This window comes from uncultured Kocuria sp., assembly GCF_947500125.1.
Classification (GTDB): Bacteria; Actinomycetota; Actinomycetes; order Actinomycetales; family Micrococcaceae; genus Kocuria.
Genome location: NZ_CANMRA010000014.1, coordinates 64,053 through 82,268 on the forward strand (window position 1 = coordinate 64,053; position 18,216 = coordinate 82,268).

The 18,216-nt window shown below is 65.7% G+C and carries 17 protein-coding genes and 1 pseudogene; 10 read left to right on the forward strand and 8 right to left on the reverse strand.

All coding sequences use genetic code 11. The annotated features are described in order from the left end of the window. Positions 1–2: 2 nt before the first annotated feature. Positions 3–1,400 carry an MFS transporter gene (locus Q0817_RS10935; RefSeq protein WP_298587162.1) on the reverse strand — a complete coding sequence of 466 codons (1,398 nt, stop codon included), beginning with the start codon at positions 1,398–1,400 and terminating at the stop codon, positions 3–5. Between the two features lie 177 nt (positions 1,401–1,577). On the opposite strand from Q0817_RS10935, the gene Q0817_RS10940 reads away from it, so the two are divergent. The 6 genes and pseudogenes from Q0817_RS10940 (at position 1,578) to Q0817_RS10965 (ending at position 5,469) form a co-directional block, all read left to right on the forward strand. Next, complete coding sequence (locus tag Q0817_RS10940; RefSeq protein ID WP_298587165.1) at positions 1,578–2,480, forward strand: LysR family transcriptional regulator; 903 nt, start codon at positions 1,578–1,580, stop codon at positions 2,478–2,480. A 143-nt stretch (positions 2,481–2,623) separates the two neighbouring features. After that, positions 2,624–3,712: an aldo/keto reductase gene (locus tag Q0817_RS10945; protein ID WP_298587168.1), complete on the forward strand. Its 1,089-nt coding sequence runs from the start codon at positions 2,624–2,626 to the stop codon at positions 3,710–3,712. Further along, a pseudogene (locus Q0817_RS10950) lies at positions 3,681–3,812 on the forward strand (IS5/IS1182 family transposase); the annotation flags it as partial. The gene Q0817_RS10945 and the pseudogene Q0817_RS10950, both read left to right, overlap by 32 nt. A 314-nt stretch (positions 3,813–4,126) precedes the next feature. Then, positions 4,127–4,513: a hypothetical protein gene (locus Q0817_RS10955; protein WP_298587171.1), complete on the forward strand. Its 387-nt coding sequence runs from the start codon at positions 4,127–4,129 to the stop codon at positions 4,511–4,513. A 270-nt stretch (positions 4,514–4,783) separates the two neighbouring features. Beyond that, positions 4,784–5,113 carry a PadR family transcriptional regulator gene (locus tag Q0817_RS10960; RefSeq protein ID WP_298587174.1) on the forward strand — a complete coding sequence of 110 codons (330 nt, stop codon included), beginning with the start codon at positions 4,784–4,786 and terminating at the stop codon, positions 5,111–5,113. Positions 5,114–5,115: 2 nt separating this feature from the next. Then, positions 5,116–5,469: a DUF1048 domain-containing protein gene (locus Q0817_RS10965; protein WP_298587178.1), complete on the forward strand. Its 354-nt coding sequence runs from the start codon at positions 5,116–5,118 to the stop codon at positions 5,467–5,469. A 137-nt stretch (positions 5,470–5,606) separates the two neighbouring features. On the opposite strand, the gene Q0817_RS10970 is transcribed toward Q0817_RS10965, so the two are convergent. Then, a complete protein-coding gene (locus tag Q0817_RS10970) occupies positions 5,607–7,559 on the reverse strand; it encodes a primary-amine oxidase (protein ID WP_298587181.1) in 1,953 nt (650 codons plus the stop codon). Between the two features lie 185 nt (positions 7,560–7,744). Here Q0817_RS10970 and Q0817_RS10975 point away from each other — a divergent pair, with 185 nt between their 5' ends. Next, entirely contained in the window at positions 7,745–8,365 is a 621-nt protein-coding gene (locus tag Q0817_RS10975; RefSeq protein ID WP_298587184.1) for a TetR/AcrR family transcriptional regulator, read from the forward strand. 91 nt (positions 8,366–8,456) lie between these two features. Beyond that, on the forward strand, positions 8,457–9,527 hold the full coding sequence (locus Q0817_RS10980) for a CPBP family intramembrane glutamic endopeptidase (protein ID WP_298587187.1): 1,071 nt from the start codon (positions 8,457–8,459) through the stop codon (positions 9,525–9,527). Positions 9,528–9,593: 66 nt separating this feature from the next. Here the strand turns inward: Q0817_RS10980 and Q0817_RS10985 are convergent, their stop codons facing one another. Beyond that, positions 9,594–9,890: a hypothetical protein gene (locus Q0817_RS10985; protein ID WP_298587191.1), complete on the reverse strand. Its 297-nt coding sequence runs from the start codon at positions 9,888–9,890 to the stop codon at positions 9,594–9,596. Between the two features lie 124 nt (positions 9,891–10,014). Next, positions 10,015–11,571: an LTA synthase family protein gene (locus Q0817_RS10990; protein WP_298587194.1), complete on the reverse strand. Its 1,557-nt coding sequence runs from the start codon at positions 11,569–11,571 to the stop codon at positions 10,015–10,017. A gap of 317 nt (positions 11,572–11,888) precedes the next feature. Between Q0817_RS10990 and Q0817_RS10995 the strand changes: the two genes are divergently transcribed. Both Q0817_RS10995 and Q0817_RS11000 read left to right on the forward strand, forming a co-directional pair. Continuing rightward, on the forward strand, positions 11,889–13,004 hold the full coding sequence (locus Q0817_RS10995; RefSeq protein ID WP_298587197.1) for a zinc-binding dehydrogenase: 1,116 nt from the start codon (positions 11,889–11,891) through the stop codon (positions 13,002–13,004). A 102-nt stretch (positions 13,005–13,106) separates the two neighbouring features. Beyond that, positions 13,107–14,051, forward strand: coding sequence for an HNH endonuclease (locus Q0817_RS11000; protein WP_298587201.1), 945 nt, complete (start codon positions 13,107–13,109; stop codon positions 14,049–14,051). Positions 14,052–14,321: 270 nt separating this feature from the next. Here the strand turns inward: Q0817_RS11000 and Q0817_RS11005 are convergent, their stop codons facing one another. The 4 genes from Q0817_RS11005 to Q0817_RS11020 all read right to left on the reverse strand — a co-directional run bounded on the left by Q0817_RS11005 (position 14,322) and on the right by Q0817_RS11020 (position 18,091). Next, on the reverse strand, positions 14,322–14,489 hold the full coding sequence (locus Q0817_RS11005; protein ID WP_298587204.1) for a transposase: 168 nt from the start codon (positions 14,487–14,489) through the stop codon (positions 14,322–14,324). 43 nt (positions 14,490–14,532) lie between these two features. Then, entirely contained in the window at positions 14,533–14,694 is a 162-nt protein-coding gene (locus Q0817_RS11010; RefSeq protein WP_298587207.1) for a hypothetical protein, read from the reverse strand. Between the two features lie 822 nt (positions 14,695–15,516). Next, complete coding sequence (locus Q0817_RS11015) at positions 15,517–15,900, reverse strand: hypothetical protein (RefSeq protein ID WP_298587210.1); 384 nt, start codon at positions 15,898–15,900, stop codon at positions 15,517–15,519. Positions 15,901–16,360: 460 nt separating this feature from the next. Further along, entirely contained in the window at positions 16,361–18,091 is a 1,731-nt protein-coding gene (locus Q0817_RS11020) for a DUF3696 domain-containing protein (RefSeq protein ID WP_298587213.1), read from the reverse strand. Between the last annotated feature and the right edge of the window lie 125 nt (positions 18,092–18,216).

Genomic DNA, 18,216 nt, shown 5'->3' on the forward strand with positions numbered 1-18,216 from the left:
GATCAGGAGGCCCGGTCCCGGGCGGACTTCTCCTCGGAGAGCCGGCGCCGGTCCTCGGCGTCGATGTCCTGGAGGGAGATGCCCTTGGTCTCGCGCAGCGTCCACACCGCGAACAGGGTGATGAGGCAGGCGATGGCGATGTAGATCGCGATCGGCACCCAGGAGTTGAACTCGCGCAGCAGCGCGGTCGCGATGATCGGGGCCAGGGAGCCGGCCACGATGGAGGTCACCTGGTAGCCCAGGGAGACGCCCGAGTAGCGCATCCGGGTGGGGAACATCTCGGCCATGATCGCCGGCTGCCCGGCGTACATGAGCGCGTGGATCATCAGGCCGATGGTGATGGCCGCCAGGATGATGAAGCTGTTGTCCGTGTTGAACATCGGGAACGCGATGAACGCCCAGAAGATGCCGAGGAAGGCGCCGGCGGCGTACATCGGGCGGCGGCCCACCTTGTCGGTGGCCCGGCCGACGAGCGGCACGCAGATCGCGTGGATGACGTGGGCGATCAGCAGCAGCAGCAGGATCCGGCTGGTGTCCACGTCCCGCTGGGTGGACAGGTAGGTGATCGAGAAGGTCACCACCACGTAGTAGAGGATGTTCTCCGCGAAGCGCAGGCCCATGGCGCCGAAGACGCCGCGGGGGTAGCGGCGGAAGACCTCGCCCACGCCGTATGCCGCGGACTTCTCCTCGCGGACCTCCTGCTGGGCCTCCTTGAAGATCGCGGCGTCCGTGACGTGGGTGCGGATGTAGTAGCCGATGGCCACGATGACGATCGAGAGCCAGAAGCCCACGCGCCAGCCCCAGGAGAGGAAGGCTTCCTCGGAGAGGGTGAAGGACAGGGTGAGCAGCACGACGGTGGCCAGCAGGTTGCCCAGCGGCACGGCGGCCTGCGGCCAGCTGGACCAGAAGCCGCGCTCCTTGTTGGGGGCGTGCTCGGCCACGAGCAGGACGGCGCCGCCCCACTCGCCGCCCACCGCGAAGCCCTGCACGAAGCGCAGGACCACCAGCATGGCGGGGGCCCAGTAGCCGACCTGCTCGAAGCCGGGCAGGCAGCCCATCAGGAACGTGGCCGCGCCGACCATGACGATCGAGATCTGCAGCAGGTGCTTGCGCCCGTACTTGTCGCCGAAGTGGCCGAAGACGATGCCGCCCAGCGGGCGGGCGATGAAGCCGACCGCGTAGATCAGGAACGCCTTGAGGATGCCGTCCAGCGGGTTGCCGGTGTCCACGAAGAACAGCTGGCCGAAGACCAGGGTGGACGCGGTGGCGAAGAGGAAGAACTCGTACCACTCCACGACCGTGCCGGCCATCGATGCCGCCACGACCTTCTTCAGTCCGCCCCGGTTCTCGGGGGAGTCGTTCGGGTCCGCCGAGGCGGCGACCCTGTCCTCAGTGCTCATGGGGTTCTCCTAGTGCTGGGGGAACGGTGACGGTGGTCACATTGTTTGCCTACAGTGTGCGGATCTGTGGTGCGCTTCACAATGACCATGCGCTCGCCGTGCCTGTGCAAAAATGCACATGCCGCCCGGTCCTGTGCGTCCCCCGGTGCGGTTCCAGCCATCCGGAGGAGTTGCCCCTTGTCGCACGGCGCCGACGACCTCCTGCTCCTGCTCGCGGTGGTCCGCCACGGCTCCTACGCCGGCGCGGCCGCGGACCTCGGGCTCAGTCACACGACCGTGTCGCGGCGGATGGCCGCGCTCGAGAAGACCGTGGGCGCCCGGCTGCTCGTGCGCACCGGCGAGATGTGGGAGCCCAGCGAGCTCGGCCGGAAGTTCGTGGCCGCCGGCGAGGAGATCGAGGCCGCCATGGGCTCCCTCCCGCTCGGGGCGGGCGGGCGCGGCAACACCATCAACGGCGTGGTGCGGGCCATGGCCCCGGACGGCTTCGGCGGCGTGGTGATGGGCGCGGCCATGCGGCGGCTGATCGAGGAGCACCCCGGGGTGCGGCTGGAGATGATCAACGCGGCCCGGCGGGCGCAGACCAACCCGGTGGGCATCGACCTGGAGGTGGTCGTCGGGCGCCCGGAGGTCTCCCGCAAGGAGGCCTTCCACCTGGCCGACTACTCCCTGGGGGTCTACGCCTCACAGGACTACCTCGCCACGCACCCGCCCCTGCGCACCTCCGACCAGGTGCAGGACCACCCGCTCATCTACTTCGTGGAGTCGATGCAGGACGTCGCGGAGCTGGACATCCCGCGCCGGCGGTTCCCGCGGATGCGCCAGGGCGTGGGGGCGACGTCGTCGGTGGTGCACGTGGAGCTCACCCGCGCCGGCGCGGGCATCGGGCTGCTCCCCTGCTATCTCGCCGAGCGGACCGGGGACCTGGTGCGGCTCTTCCCCGAGGAGCTGTGGTTCCCCGTGGAGTACTGGGTGGTCTCCCGCACCGACCTGCTGCGCCGGCCCGCCGTGCAGGCGGTCATGGAAGCGATCCGCGCGGCCGTGGCCGACATGAAGGAGGAGCTCATCGCCGCTCCGCGGTGAGCTCGGCCCGGCCGCGCGCACCGGCTGCGCGCAATGGCCGGTGCGTCCGGTGAGCTCTGCGTGAAGTTCCCGGTGGGCCAGGAAGGAGCCCCGTACGCTCGGGAACGACCCTGTCGCACGACCACCATCAGAGGAGCGATCCCTTGGAGTACACCCGACTCGGCAGTTCCGGCCTCTACGTCTCCCGGCTGGCCCTGGGCACCATCCCCTTCGGCTCCGGCGGAGGGTTCGAGAAGATCGCGGGGCTCGGCCCGGACGAGGCGAAGCGCCAGATCGACGAGGCCCTGGGCCGCGGCGTGAACTTCATCGACACCGCCAACCTCTACTCGGGCGGGGACTCGGAGCGGGTCCTGGGCGAGGTCCTGGGGAGCAGGCGGGACGACGTCGTCCTCACCTCGAAGGCCCGGACCCCCACCGGGGACGGTCCGAACGACGGCGGCGCCAGCCGGATCCACCTGACCCGGGCTGTCGAGGACAGCCTGAAGCGGTTGCAGACCGACCACCTCGACCTGCTCTACGTCCACCAGTGGGACGGGCAGACCCCGATCACCGAGACCATCGCGACCGCCGACGAGCTGATCCGGGCCGGGAAGATCCGGTACTGGGGCGTCTCCAACTACAACGGGTGGCAGCTGGCCAAGACGGTGTACGAGGCCCGGGCGGCCGGTCTCGAGGGCCCGATCGCGCACCAGGCCTACTACACGCCGGAGGCCCGGGAGATCGAGTACGAGATCGTCCCGGCCGCCCGGGACCTCGGGATCGCGACCTTCGGCTGGAGCCCTCTGGGCGAGGGGCTGCTCAACGGCAAGGTCCGCCGCGGTGCCGAGACCCCCTCCGACACCCGGCAGGGCACGGGGTGGCCCGAACCGCACGTGACGGACCGGAACCGCGCGTACGACCTGATCGAGCTCTTCGACGAGATCGCCGGGGAGCTCGGCTGGACGATCCCCCAGGTGGTGATCTCCTGGATCCTGGGCCGCCCGGGCATCGACGGGACCGTGATCGCCGCGCGCAGGTTCGAGCACCTCCAGGAGGACCTCGACGCCGCCGAGCTGACGCTGCCGCAGGAGGCCCGGGACCGGATCACCACGGCGTCGCAGCTGCCCGCCTACTACCCCTTGTGGCACCGGCTGCTCAACGGCCAGGACCGGCCCGAGCCCGCGGAGGCGGAGTTCTACGCCGAGCAGCGGGGCCACGTCTTCGGGGAAAACCGGGCGACCGCGGGTCGATGACCTGGCGGTCCTGGAGGGGGTCCTGTCCGTGGTCGAGCACGGCATCGCCGGGAGGGACCTCCCCGCCGAGCCGGGCTTCGGGTCGGGGATCACCCGCTGGTTCCTGCCGACGGACTGCCCCGGGCGGTGGCGATCACCATCGTCTGGGTCCGCCGATTGCCCCGGAAGGACGATCGGCACCACGTGGTGGTGCCTCAGTTCCCCACCGACCACGGTGAGCACGGCCAGGACGGCGCTCCAGATCCCCGCGGCGCGCCGGGCGGATCGTTCCGTCTCCGTCAACGTTGCGTGCGTGGCTCGGCTCCGGAGGTTCCCCGACCGCCGATCTGCACTGCCCACCATCGCCCGTCCCGGCCCGGTCTTCGGGTCGTGGGAGGTCAGGCAGCCGCGGGAGGGGCGCCGAAGAGGGGGGGTGTGGCTGCACGGGCATCGTGGGGGCGGTGGTCGGTCGTCGTCGGTCTGGTCGGGATGCTGGTGGGGGCCCTCGATCCCCTGGAGGGGTCGCTGGTCATCGTGCCGGGCGCAGTCCTGGCCGCCCTCGGTGCGTTCCTCGGCCGGAGCCGGCGCCGGGTGCTCTCCTACTGGGCGGTGGCTCTGGTGGTCGTCGGTGTGGCGGCGATGTTCGGCGTGAGTGCTGTCGGGGGCGTGGGAGAGGGGACCGGGCGTTCCCTCTGGTGGGCGGTGCCCGTGGTGGTGCCCTATGCTGCCGGCTGGGTGCTGGGGCTCATCGGGGCCGTCTCCGCAGTGATCGAGTTCTTCCCCCGTTCCACGCGCAGGGGTCACCGGCCACGAGCCCGATGAGGGCCCGTCCCTGCTGTCCCGGCCCGGTGTGGTGGCGACCCGAACCGGAACCTTCGGCGCCGTGGTCCATCAGGGCGGCTTTCCGCTGGTCCGACCCCCGTCCGGTCGCTGACCGAGGCCGGGGCCCCCACCTCCGCAGACCTGCACTCACGGTTCCTTCGGCCGCCGCCGGCCACGGCCTGTCCGTGCGCCATGGGGGGTGGTGGCATCCACTACTCGGCGTTACTATGTACCAGTAGTCAACAACACTGAGTAGTCGGAGGGGGGCGCGTGGGCAAGCAGGCGACGGAAATGCTCAAGGGCATCCTGGAGGGGATCGTCCTGGCGATCCTGTCCGACCGGCCGGCGTACGGCTACGAGATCACGGCGCGGCTGCGCGAGCAGGGCTTCGCCGACATCGCCGAGGGGACCATCTATGCGCTGCTCCTGAGGATCGAGCAGCGCAGTCTCGTCGACGTGGAGAAGGTCCCCTCCGAGAAGGGGCCGCCGCGCAAGGTGTACTCCCTCAACGCGCAGGGGCGGGACGTGCTCGCCGAGTTCTGGAGGACCTGGAGCTTCCTCGCCGAACGACTGGAACAGCTCCGCGAAGGAGGCAGATAGCCATGTCCATCCTGTCGAAGGCGATCGGCGACAAGCGGCAGTACCGGCAGTACCGGGCACGCGTGGCACAGCTCCCGGCGAACTATCGCGGCGCGGTCGAGGCGCTGGAGCGGTACCTGACGTACTCCCGCTCGTGGAGCAGCGAGGGCCTGATGTCGATGCTGGAGGACCTTCTCGATCTGTTCGAGCAGAGCGCGGCGAGCGGCACCCCGATCCGCGGCGTCGTCGGCGACGACCCCGTGGAGTTCGCCGAGACGTTCCTGCGGACCTACTCGGACGGCGACTGGCTGAGCAAGGAGCGGCGGCGGTTGACCGACGCCATCGCGCAGGCCGAGAGCGGCGAGGGCGCGCGCTGACGGCGCCCCGGCGCGCCCTGGTGGCCCGTGTGCAGCACCCCGCACCGGCCCTCGCGCCGGACGAGGACACCGCGCCCCCCGGCACCCCGCCCTGGTGGGCGCGGTGCCGGTGGGCGCGGTGTCCTCCCGGGGCGGACTCAGTGGCAGGTGCTGCTGCCGTGCTCCTCGTCCTCGGCGCAGCAGTGCCCGGGCGTGGGCGCGGGGACGTCCAGCACCGGCGAGCGGTCGAAGAAGCCCTCCGGGCGCAGCCGGAACCCTACGGTGTCCACCGGCATGATCGGCCAGTCCTCGACCCGCGGGAAGTGGGTCAGCCCGAAGGTGTGCCAGACGACGATGTCCTCGCCGTCGACGCTGCGGTCCCCGCCGGTCCACTCCGGCAGGCCCCCGTCACCGCTGTGCTGGTTCGGGAAGTCGCCGGTCGGGTACCGCTCGGCCTCCTCGTACGGGGTCACCCACAGCGCCTTGGTCGCGAAGGTGGCCCGGCGGTGGATCGGGGAGCCCTCGGCGGCCAGCAGCGTGGGCATGCCCTCCGGGTGCAGCTTGTAGCCGACCGGCTCGCCGAGCCGGTTGTAGGACTCGGCGCTGGAGACCACCCAGGTGCGGCCCACGGACATGTCGGCATCCCGCATCGCCTCCTGCTCGCTGGCGAGCACGGTGCGCTTGCGGGTGAAGGCGTTCCCGCGGGGGTTGGACTCGGACACCGGCAGCCGGACCGCGTCCTCCTCCTCGACCCGGCACGGGTCGCCGTCGAGGGCGAAGTCCAGCCGGGCGGAGAAGAGGTGCTGGTGGAACGGCGCGCCCAGGCCCGGGGCGATCTCGGAGGCGTAGTCGGTGGGCCCGTCCGGCAGGGACGAGGTGAACACCACGCCGGTGGCCTTCGCCTCGAACTCGATGGTGCCGTCCAGGTACAGGTACCAGTAGAACCCGTAGTCGTAGTTGCCCACGGTGGTGAAGAAGGAGATCACCAGGCGGCGGTTGCGCCGGGTGTAGGCGACGCCGCTCCACAGGTCGGTGTGCTTGGCGAGGATGGACCAGTCCTCCTCGTGCATGCAGATGCCGTTCTTGATCTCGCGCGGCTCGCCCCGGCCGGTGACCACCACGGGGGACAGGTAGGTGATCTCGCCCAGGCAGTCGCAGCCCAGCTCCAGGGAGTTGGCCCACTGGCCCACGAGGTACTCGCCGGTGTCGAAATAGTTCTGCCAGGACCGCACGGGGGAGGGGTCGCCGTAGGGGACCACCATCTCGGCGATGGCGGCCCGGTCGAGGATCCGCCGGGTCTTCCCGGCGTCGTCGAACGCGATGTTGTGCAGGACCAGTCCTTCGCGCATGTCGAACCCCACGTCCAGGCTCCACTTCTCCCACTCGACGTGGTTGCCGTGGGTGACGGTGAAGGACGGGCCCTCCGGCTGGGTGATCTCGATCGGCTTCTGGGTGGTGCGCAGCGGCCCGGTGAGCTCCGGGTCGGTGTAGTTGCCGTGCTCCTCGGGGATCCTCATGACGTCGATGTCCAGGACCTGGTCCACGGCGTGGTTCGTGACGTCCACGTAGGCCACCAGTCCGTCGACGGGGTGGGCCCAGGCCGAGTCCGCCTCGTGCTCCTGCAGGAAGGCCAGCCCGCGCAGGATCCGCCGGCCCTTCTCCTCCGGGTACTCGAAGACCCCGGCGGACAGGGGCGCCACCCGCACCTGGGCCACGTCCAGGCCGCGGCGGTCCAGGGCGGCCAGCCACTCGCCGTTCGTGGACAGGATCTGCTCGACCATCTCGAACTCCTCCTCGAGCACGGGCAGCTCGCCGCTGACCTCGGTGTCGAGCTCGACGACGGACTCGATCCGCCGGTCGGTGGTGGAGACGACGGCGTCCTTGGGCCGGCCGCCGTCGACGTCGAGCAGGAAAACGCGGAACCGCCGGTTTACGGGGGCGTCCGCAGGGGTGCCCCGGGCCGGCTCCACCAGTCCGAGGTAGGCCATGCGGGCGGACTCCGGGAAGTGCCCGGCCTCTTCCAGGACAGCCCGGACGGTGCTGACCTCCTCGGGGGTCTGCAGCGCATAGGCGCCGATCTCGGCGGTGGTGCGGGTGTCGGCGAGGGACATCTCGGGTCCTTTCGTGGGGTGCAGGGCAGATGAGGGACGACGACGCCGTATGGCGTGATCCGGGTCACTTTTACGTCTACTGTTGTAGAGAATAGAATTTTCTCCCCGGCCTGACAAGACCCCCGTCCGGCCCCGGGCACGACGCCGGTGCCAGAATGGGGCGTGCAGGGAAAGGAGCCCACCCGATGCCCAAGGTGGTGGATCACGCGGCGCGGCGCCGGGAACTGGTCCAGGCGACCTGGCGCATCATCGCCCGGAACGGACTCTCGGGGGCGACGATGCGCGAGATCGCGGCCGAGGCCGGCTATGCCAACGGCGCGCTGAAGCCCTACTTCGCCACCAAGGCCGACCTGATCGAGGCCACCTACGCCTACGTCTTCGACCGCACGAACGACCGGGTCGCCCGGGCCGTGGTCGGGCTCACCGGACTGGCCGCGCTGGAGGCCTTCTGCCGGCAGGTGCTCCCGCTGGACGCCGTGCGGCTGGACGAGGCCCGCGTGGTCATCCCGTTCTGGCAGGAGGCGGCCCAGGACGCCGGCCGGGCGGAGCTCAACAACCGCTCCATGGCGCAGTGGCGGGCGTCGATGGCCGGATGGCTGGTGCAGGCCCGGACCGCCGGCGACCTGGCTCCCCGGGTCGACGTCCCGACCTCGGTGGAGGTCCTGCTGACCTTCCTGCTCGGCGCCCAGATCACCGCCGCCCTGGACCCGGCCATCGGCTCCCCCCGCCGCTTGGAGCAGCAGCTGCAGGCCCAGCTGGAGCTGCTGCGGGCGCACCCCGGCGCAGCGGTGCCGGGCACCGGCTGACCCGGCGCCCCGCGCGGACCCGGCCCGGCCGGCGGTCCCGGGCTCCCGGTCCCGGGCGTCCGGGGCCGGCTCCGAGAACTACCCTGTGGACATGACCTCGCACCCTCCCCGGCGGCCGGCTCCCTGGCAGCCCGACGTCTCTCCCGCGAACGTCCCCGGGGGACCGGGGCATCTCGCCCCGCCCGCCGGGTGGCCGGGGGCGCCCGCCCCGTTCCCGGGGCGCCCGGGAGGCGCCGTTCCGCCCGCCGCCCGTCCGACGGCGACGGCGCCGCTCACCCACGCGGAGTTCTACCGCACACCCCGGAACCGCTGGTGGAAGGGGCTGCTCAGCATCCTGGTCCTCGGCGCGGCGATCGCGCTGTTCTCGATCGCGCTGTCCCTCCTCGGCACGCTGGTCGACCTGCTGCTGGGCAGCACGACCCTGGAGGAGCTGGGGCGCGGGCAGATCACCCTGACGCCGGTGCTGCTGCTGGCGACCAACCTGTCGCTGATCGCCTCGGCCGCCGTCGCGGTGCTCCTGCACCGGTATCTGCACCGGCAGCCGGTCGGCACGCTCCACTCGGTGGCGGGCCGTTTCCGGTGGGACTGGCTGGGGAGGGCGTCCGTCGTCGTCGTCCCGCTGTTCGTGGCCTACGTGGCGGTCATCGTCCTCGTGGAGACCCCGGGCCCCGTCGTCCTGGACGCCACCGCCTGGGCCTTCCTCGCGATCGTCCTGCTGACCACGCCCCTGCAGGCGGCGTCCGAGGAGTACATCTTCCGCGGCGTGATCCAGCGCGCGGCCGGCTCCTGGGTCTCCGGGGCCGTGCCGTCCTTCGTGCTCGGCACCCTGGTGAGCGCCGTGCTGTTCTCCCTCGCGCACTTCGCCACGGACGGGTGGCTGATCGCCTACTACCTGGTCTTCGGGATCGCGATGTCGCTGCTGACCCAGCTCACGGGCGGGCTCGAGGCGGCCTCGCTGGTGCACGCGGCGAACAACGTCCTGCTCTTCCTCGTCTCCGCCACCACGGGACAGATGAGCGAGGGGATGGACCGCTCCGCGGGCGTGGGCGGCCCGTTCATGCTGGCGCCGATGCTCGTCATCGCCGCGGTGGCCGCCGTCCTGATCCTGCTCGCCCGGCGGCGGGGACTGCAGCGCCGTGCCGTTCCGCCGGCGACCGCCTGAGGCCGCTCCGCCGGCCGCGGAGAAGCGGGACCGGTGGGCGGGGCCCACCGGTCCGGGTGCGGCAGGCTAGAGCTCGCGGTCCTCCACGACGTCGAGGTCGCGGAACACGGGCTCCCCGTCCATGAGTTCGCGCAGCTTCCCGGCGTACTCCTGGGTCTGCGGGAGCTCGGAGTTCTCCATGGCGGACTCGTAGGAGTCGAAGAAGACGATCTCGCAGTATCGTTTCGGGTCGTTGCGGTCCGTTGTCGTGAGGACGCGGCGAGCCGTGCGGTTCCCCTCGGAAGCTCGCTCCCACTCCGCGTAGACCTCGGCCACCTCCTCCGGCTTCGAGGTGGTGTATTCGATCAGCTGGATGAAGGCCATCACGCACGCTCCTTGGAAGGTGACCCCGCCCGGGCCACCAGTCTAGGCCGGGTCGGCCGGGGCACCCCGGGTGGCGGGCAGATGACGGGGCCGAGCTGCGACCTCGGGCAGGCGGCGGACAGCGCTACTGGGCGGCGTCCTCGCCGGCCCAGGCCTCCGAGTAGAACTGCGGGGAGCGGGAGTCCAGCAGCTCGGCGTACAGATCGGGCTCCAGGGCCTGCGCCGAACCGTCCGGGACCGTCGGGGCGAGGGCGGACACGCCCAGCCCGGCCGCGCGATCCTGCAGGGTCAGACCGGCGGCCTCCAGGATCGTGGGGTACATGTTCAGCTGGTCCACGCCGGGGCGCAGCGTGCTGTTCTCGTCCGTGCCCGGGATCCAGACCCGGTTGAAGATGGTGCGGTTGGTGTGGAAGTCCAGCTGCTCGTGGAAGGCGTCGCCGGCGCTCATGTGCTTGAGGTGGTCGCCCATGATCACCACGGCGGTGTCCTCGAGGTAGCCCTTCTCCTCCATGTGCTCCACGAATCCGGCGACCTGGGTCATGGAGCAGGAGAACGCGGAGGTGACCTCGTTCCGCGTGTCCACGGTGCAGTAGTCGTAGATGTGCACCGGTTCGTGGGTGTCCAGCGTCAGCACGGAGAGGTTGAACGGCCGGCCGGTGTCCTCCGCCTCGGCGTGCAGCTCGTCGATCTCGTCCTTGGCGTGGGCCATGAGGCGTCCGTCGCTCAGACCCCAGTCGCCGCGGAAGTTCTTCTCCGGCTCGCCGGCGGCGCGCCAGTCGGAGAGGTCCTTCACCTCGGAGTAGCCGTGGCTGTTCAGGAAGGTGTCCTTCGCGGCGAAGGAGGCGTTGGCGCCGCCCAGGAAGACGCTGCGGTAGCCGTGCTCGTCCAGGACGTCGCCCAGGCAGGTGGACCCGCCCAGGTAGGTGTCGACGTCGCCGCCGAGCTCGTTGAGGGCGCCGCTGCCCGCGGCGGTGCCCACGCCCTTCAGGGGGACGCCGCACTGCGTGGAGATGAGGCCGGCCATGGTCCAGCCCCCGCCCCGGTACTGCTGGAAGTCGGCCACGCTCTGCCAGCCGTCCGAGGCCTCGGTGACGTCCTTGAGCGGAGCGAACGCGTCCTTCTCGAAGAGCTGGTCGTCCGCGAGGGTGGCCTCGCCGGACTCGAGGTAGATCAGCACCAGGTTCCGCTTCTGCTCGTCGCCGGTGACGGTCAGCTCCACGTAGTAGTCGCTGACGTCGTAGGCGGAGTTCCCCGCCCTGATGTAGGCCCCCACGCCCACCGTGGTGGCGAAGGCCGTGGTGCCGCCGACGACCACGGCGCCCACCAGGGCGGTGGAGACCGTGCGCATGACCCACGGCGAGCGACGCGGACGCAGATCCTCGCCGCTGCGGCGGCGCGTGCGGCGCCGGGAGTGCTGCCACAGGGCGATCCCAGCGGTGATGAGCAGGGGCAGGACGCCGACCCCCAGGACGCCCATCCAGACGATGGGGCCGCCCCCGCCGTCCAGCTCCACGGAGACGAGGTTCAGGAGCATCTGGCCCACGGAGATCTCGCCCCAGTAGTACCGGATGCCGGCGGCAGCGATGAGCAGCGCGAGCCCCGCCCAGATCAGGACGTAGACCAGGAGGTGTCCCAGGACAGCGCCGACCCGGCGGATCACGTGCAGATTCCGGCCGGACATGGCACCACCTCGCGTTCCCGATGCCCGCGCGTCCGCCGAACACCCTGGACATCCCACCCGTTCCCGGGCCCGTAGAAACTTAGTACCGCTACGTTACCCGTTCAACCCTGGTTCACCTGTGAGCGACGAGCTGTTCACCCGAGCATGGACCGCGCGACCGTCGGCGTGGTGCGGGGGCCCCGACGGGTTCCGGAGGCCGCCGCACCGAGCAGGAGCCGTCGGACCAGGGGATCCCTCGGCCATGGTCGACGAGGAACGGGCCGGGCAGCAGGTACCGTGAACGGCGTCACACCCGTGCACCGATTCCGGAGGTCGTCGTGAAGATTCGTGGAGCTGTCCTGGAGACCATGGAGGCCTCCGCCCCGTACGCCGAGTCGCAGCCGTTGCGCGTCGAGGAGCTCGAGCTCGGCGAGCCCGGGCCCACCGAGCTGCGGGTGCGGATCACCGCCGCCGGGGTGTGCCACTCCGACCTCTCCGTGGTCAACGGCAACCGGCCGCGGCCCCTGCCGATGCTGCTGGGGCACGAGGCGGCCGGCGTCGTCGAGCACATGGGCGCGGAGGTCACCGACCTGGAGGTCGGCCAGCACGTGGTCATGGCGTTCCTGCCGCGCTGCGGCGAGTGCGCCGCCTGCAAGACCGAGGGGCTGCTGCCGTGCACGGTCGGCTCGAAGGCCAACGCCTCGGGCACCCTGATCGAGGGCTCGATGCACCTGCGCTCCGAGACCCGCGGCAACGTCTACCACCACCTGGGGGTCTCCGGGTTCGCCACGCACGCCGTGGTGGACCGGCGTTCCGTGGTGCCCGTGGGCGAGGACGTCCCGGCCGCGATCGCGGCCGTCATGGGCTGCGCGGTGCTCACCGGGGGAGGGGCCGTCATCAACGCGGCGCAGGCCGTCCCCGACGACGCCGTGGCCGTGGTCGGCCTCGGCGGCGTGGGACTCGCCGCGGTGCTGGTCGCCAAGGCCGTGGGCTGCCGCCGGGTGATCGCCGTGGACGCCCTGGCCGAGAAGCTGGAGCTGGCGAAGGAGTTCGGCGCGGACGAGGTGCTCACCCCGGACGAGCTCGTGGCGCTCGAGGACAAGCCGCGCGTGGTGATCGAGGCCGCCGGGCACCCCCGCGCCTTCGAGACCGCGTTCAACGCCACGGCCGTGGGCGGCGTGACCGTCACCGTGGGCCTGCCGGCGCCGGGAGCGATGTCCCAGATCGAGCCGCTGAAGATCACGGCCGAGGCCCGCCAGATCATCGGCAGCTATCTCGGCTCCGCCGTGCCGGCGGTGGACATCCCCAAGTACGAGCAGATGTGGCGAGACGGCGTGCTGCCCCTGGAGAAGCTGATCACCTTCCACATCACGCTGGATCAGATCAACGAGGCGATGGACGAGCTGGACGCGGGGCGGGCGGTGCGGCAGGTGATTGAGTTCCCAGATGCATGAAGCAAGTGCCGTGGCATGATCCTCTGGGGGAATCCTGCTTCATGCATGACGACGCGCGAGTCCTTCAGCACCAAGGAGGAACCGGCACCATAGACTCCGTTTATGGTTGCTCCCCCACGCATGACGTTTGAAGATGAGATGCAGTTCCGTCAGGCGGCCATGGAGTGGTTGGCTATGCGCACCAATGATGGCGCCGATTCAATGTACTTCCGGGATATTGAAGAATTTGAATACGAAGGTGCGCGAATTCCGCTTCGGAACCGCTATAAGGGCATTTGGAAGCCGGCGACCTTCGGAGCTGCACTTTCGTTCACAACGAAGTATACGAAACCGGGCAAGCAGCGACCCTACGAGGACGCCGTAGGCGGAGATGGCTTGATGCGCTACAAATGGCGTGATGGCGGACCGGACATCCCTGACAATCGCGCCCTACGGGCGGCCATGGAGGCGGGGTTGCCCCTAATCTGGTTTTATGGCGTCGCGGAAGGTTTTTATCAGGCCGTATTCCCGGTCTTCCTTGTGGGCGAAGAAGCTGATGAACAACAGTTCATGGTCGAAGTCGCTGATATGGACCATCTATCCAGGGAAGGGCAAATTTTTTCCGAGGGACCCTCTCTTAGCGTGATAGAGAAGCGCTATGCCGCGCGTATGGCTCGCCAACGACTTCACCAGCCCGTATTTCGTTCTATGGTCATGAGGGCCTACGACGAACACTGTGCCGTTTGTGCCCTGCACCACGTGGAGTTATTGGATGCCGCTCACATCCTGCCGGACGCTCATGAGGACGGCATCGCCGCTGTGACGAACGGACTATCTTTGTGCAAGATCCACCACTCCGCCTATGATAGAAAATTCATGGGAATCCGCCCGGACTACGTCGTAGAAATCCGAGCAGATCTGCTAAATGAAGTCGACGGACCCATGTTGCGTCATGGCTTGCAGGAGCGTCACGGGCGGCGTCTATTGGTAATCCCACAAAGGCGAAGCGAACAACCTTCGAGCGCCCTCTTAGAAAGGGCATACAGCAGATTCTGTGAAGCGGCTTAGAAGCGAATCTGCCGGCACGCCATTAAGCATCGGTCCTAACGTGTGGATGCTTCAACTAAAATGCGTGAGATTGCCTTGACAGTCCTCTGTTTCAAGCATTTCGACGAACAGACGAAATTCAATTAGGACGCACTAAATAACATGACTAGCTTTAAAAAATTATCGAGAGTGTATCCTCATAAATACATATGCGCGTAGAGCTCGAGTTGTGATAGTGAATTTCCTCGAATTGGTGGCCCTTCACAGACGAGCATGGGTCAGTTTGTTTTTCTACGGTCGATGTCCTCCTGCGGCAAGGAGTGCTCGTAAGCGGTAGTGCTCGAAGTTCCGGAACCCGCCGGCGACCCTGGGTATCTCCTCGATCACGCCGTTTATGGCCTCGGGCGGCTCATCGCGGATCGCGTTGGCGTAGCCGTGGAACGGGTCCGGGGTCGCCATGCGAATCCTGTTCGTGAACCCCGGCCCCTGCAGGGTGAGCCAGTCATCGTGGGCGGCCCCCCGTGCGGCACTTGACCGGGTCCAGCAGCCGCGCTCGCGGCCGGCCGTCCTCGCCGCGGGAGTGGTCCACGATGCCGGTGACCAACCCGGTGCCCGGTGGACCCAGGTGGCGCCACACGTGCTCGTCGACATCGAGGGCGTTCACCCTAGCCTGCTGGGATTCGGAGGCCAGCTGGCCTTCAATTACCGGAGCGACGGCGTGCCAGACGGTGTTCTAAGCGACTCCGGGCATATCCGTTAGGGCGGAGACGGGGATGTCATGGGAGCGCAATTGAGCCACCGCTCAGGCTATTGCGCGGGTGGTGGGCTCAACCCGCGGCACCCAGCTCGTGGATTTCGCTGAACGTCGCGACCTCGCAGGCCCCCTCCGGCGCCGGTAGATCCGCTTGTGCCAGACCCCCGTACCGGCACCTCATCACAGGACGGGTCTTGAAGCAGAACCTGCCGGCGGCCGTCACCGGTTGCGAGCACCCCTCAAGAGGGACACCCAATCAGTGTCCAAAAAGTCTCCGCCACCGCGGTGAACGAGCGTGGTCCGTGTTCCGCGGCCCTTACGTGAACGTCGGTCAGATCGAAGAGCGCGCACGCGGGTGCGTAGATAGCATGAGCCACGTCGAGGCCTTCATGGATCAGGTTGCTTGCTCGCTACCCATCCTGGAGGCCTCAACCTCTACCCAGGCCTCACAACAGGCGCTCCTCGACGCCCCCACGCATCCGGCTACCCGTGATCAACTGTGAAGGGCCGAATAAGTGCGCGAGCCCAGTCGGAAACAATCACTATGGCCAAACCGTAGGGTCCGCAATGAAATGGAACCCCTTAGTTTTCAAGAGGTAATGAAAAATTCGGCTTTTGGATAAAATCCATATCAAATATTTTATTTGATGAGCAATAAATTGAACCGGCAGCTCCCTAACGCTATAAGGTTTACGGCTTGCATTCAATGTAAATCTTTAGAGTCTTAGGGGGTCAACCTGCAAATTCCTGAAGAGCGACCATTGTGTGTCGAGCCTGTTCAGTTTCTATTAGGCGAAAATTTCTTTTTTTGGCAAGAGCCTTTGTTGGTATTGACGTGGAGTGTCCAATTGCGCCAGTGACCATGACGACAACCCGTTTGGAATCTTTATCGGGAAGTGTGGCGTCAATATTGGTAGGACTCTTATTCTTTTCCGATTCGATCCACCGGACGTCTCTCGGGGTCACTCCTAACAGCGAAGAAAGGGTTTTAAGGACGTCTGGATCTCGTTTCCCTCCGATGAAGGTGATACCTACGTCACGTAAACTGGCGAGAAAATCAAACTTCTTAAGAGTAGTAGCAAACACCATTGGGTTACAATCTGTCTTGGCAAGCAAGAAACCTGCATTTATATCCCGATTGCCGGTTTCCAAAAAGCATATTCATTAGTGGTTTTCCAATAAGCAGAGCGCGTCAACACTCCCAGGGGGGAGCTCGTCGAATTCCAGGCACCCAGAATATCCCTCGCCAAAAGGCTTTGAACTGCATTGGAATGCAAACTCGGGTATGTAAAGTCAGTCTCTTCCGTATATCCGTCTTTCACGGGCAATTTCGCTAGAATTCGGTCCAAAATTTGTCGGAGCAATCCTGAATCTCGACTTGATCCAAGGTCGAAGTTGTGTGGCCATCCATTGGAGAGAAAAAGATCAATCACGAAACTTTTCGAGTGAGAGCCAATATATGATTCTCGATCGAATATTATCTGAGTCAATACTTCGGCTTCATCCACAAGTTGCTGCGCGCCATTTTCATCAACTACGGCGATTAATTGTGGGTCGATAATGTAAATCAATTTAACTATCCCAACCTTTTTCGCCGCTTGGCAGACGCAAGAAGAATGGCTGTCAAGTCCTTTTCTTGTTCGTCAAAAAACCCCCTGGGCCATGACCCTAGATCTCCGTATGAGTTTACAGAAATACGTTCATACCGAGAACTGCCATTCTCCTGGTCCACAAAATAAATTCCAGTCGAATCTGGAGTTGCTATCTCTTCAGCGATTCTTCGACGGGTCCTTGTAACGAGATACTCGCTATGGGTCTCAATAATTGCGCGAACGTCAGGTTTAGCAATAAGGAAAAAATCTGCCAGGCGTGCTTGTACTGCCGGGTGAAGGTGGAGTTCGGGCTGTTCAACGATGTAGACAGATCCAGGTGAGGCCTGCAGGAACGAAATGACAATTGGAAGTAATTGACTTGCGCCCACCCCAACAGCGGTCAAGTCTCGCTTGTGCTGTCCCAGATCGATTTCTAGGCCCCGTCCCAGTTTCCCTTGATCAATTGTGCGAATTCCCTCGGCGATACCCAGGTAGTCGATCCAGGTAGTTATTGACTGCGAAAGTGTCTCGTTGCGAAGGTGACCCTCAGGATCTCTGTATGCGATTTCTCTCTTGCCATAGTTATGTAGCAATTGGGCGGATCCCTCGCCTCTTCTGCCCGTCGGCAGGTTGGGCACAGAAACATTATATTCATTGTGTACGACCCGGGGTTGATCGCGCAGCGGCCCTAGGTACCGAACTGACCTTAGCGTATTAACTACAGCGCTGGCACAAGCTGCGAATGCCCTAAACGATTCTTCCTCTTCGGGCAGGTAAGGCGCGTATGGCCAGCCCCCCAGTAATTGATAACGCCTTCGTGTGTAATCTGGCCCTTCGAACTGATACATCGGGTAGTCAATCCAGGCCTTCCGTACTTGCATTCCGGTAAGGGCTTTAATAATTTGGTCATACAGCTGACGGGATAGTTCCTTACGGGGTGGCGTAGGCCGTGTAATTTTGCTCAACTCGTCCATAGTTTCTCGGACTAGTTCATCACCCTGTAAACCCTTAGGGCCATCGTTGGTGAAAGGGAAATAATCAGATTCATCAAGCCTGTACCGGAGGCTAAAATAAAGCTCAGTTAGAGCTTCGCTGTCGGACTTGAGAAGTTCATACGGATAGTTAGCCTTCAGGAGCTTCCGATGCACATTTTCGTCGCTGTGCCTATAGATGCCCACGGGATTCAGTCCTCTTAGGACTATGTACGTTCGGGAAAGTGGCTTTGCGGGTCCGGCTATTTTCACGTGCAGAATCTCAACGGGGCTGCCCCCAAATTCAGCTTTGATGTAATCAAGGTCGGTCTTATTTTTGATGTTTTCCGTCGAGGCTCGAAATACATTACTTTTGCCTTTACTCACACAGATTTCTTTTAGTGCTAAGTCCAAGCCGTCTGGCGAGTGAAATGTGTAGGACATATGATATAGGTCGCCATCCTCCTTATTGTCTATTCGAACTGCGGCCGTGAATTTAGCTTCGTTTTCATTGTGGTGCAGCGTTTCTGATGCTTTGCCTAATGCGAGCAGAGGGCCATTAAGTGTAATGTCGTTTTGTGTAACACTTTGAGACGCAAACAGCAGTGATTGAATAAGTGACGATTTTCCTGAGCTGTTGGTCCCAACTAAAATATTCAGCGAGGTAAGGTCGAAACTTGCATACTTAATCGACTTGAAATTTTCAACTGTCCAGTTTTCAATCACATGGGGGTTCTCTTCCACATAATTTGTTCTTGGCATGTTCCCTATTTCCTGTCTTGCTTAGGTCGTGTGGCGCTTTGACCGATCCTATCTGCGGGGCCCGGCGCGCATGCCATCGGCACAGGCATACCTGGAACAGGGCTGTA